General features: G+C 39.3%; 1 protein-coding gene. It reads right to left on the reverse strand.

The genetic code is table 11. The features are described 5' to 3' along the window. A partial coding sequence (locus SB724_RS20895) for an aldo/keto reductase (RefSeq protein WP_410572874.1) occupies window positions 1-257 on the reverse strand: 257 nt, incomplete at both ends.

Genomic DNA, 257 nt, shown 5'->3' on the forward strand with positions numbered 1-257 from the left:
CTTCCACTACTATTTTTATATGTTCAGGTTTGCTGTTCAATCCCGGTAAGCGTGTCCCGGTTTGCTGATCAATGTTCCAACCGAATTTAGTTTCAATAACTATTTTATCACGAAAAGAAGAAACCGCTTCGCCCAAAATCTTCTCACATTCAAAAGGTCCATAAGCTTCAGCGGTATCAAATAAAGTAACCCCGTTATCAAAAGCTTTCCGAATGATGTTGTGCATCTCTTTGCGTGACGGAATTGTAGTCTGATAT

Origin of the sequence: Bacillus sp. SIMBA_031, assembly GCF_046535225.1 — a bacterium.
GTDB lineage: Bacteria > Bacillota > Bacilli > Bacillales > Bacillaceae > Bacillus > Bacillus velezensis.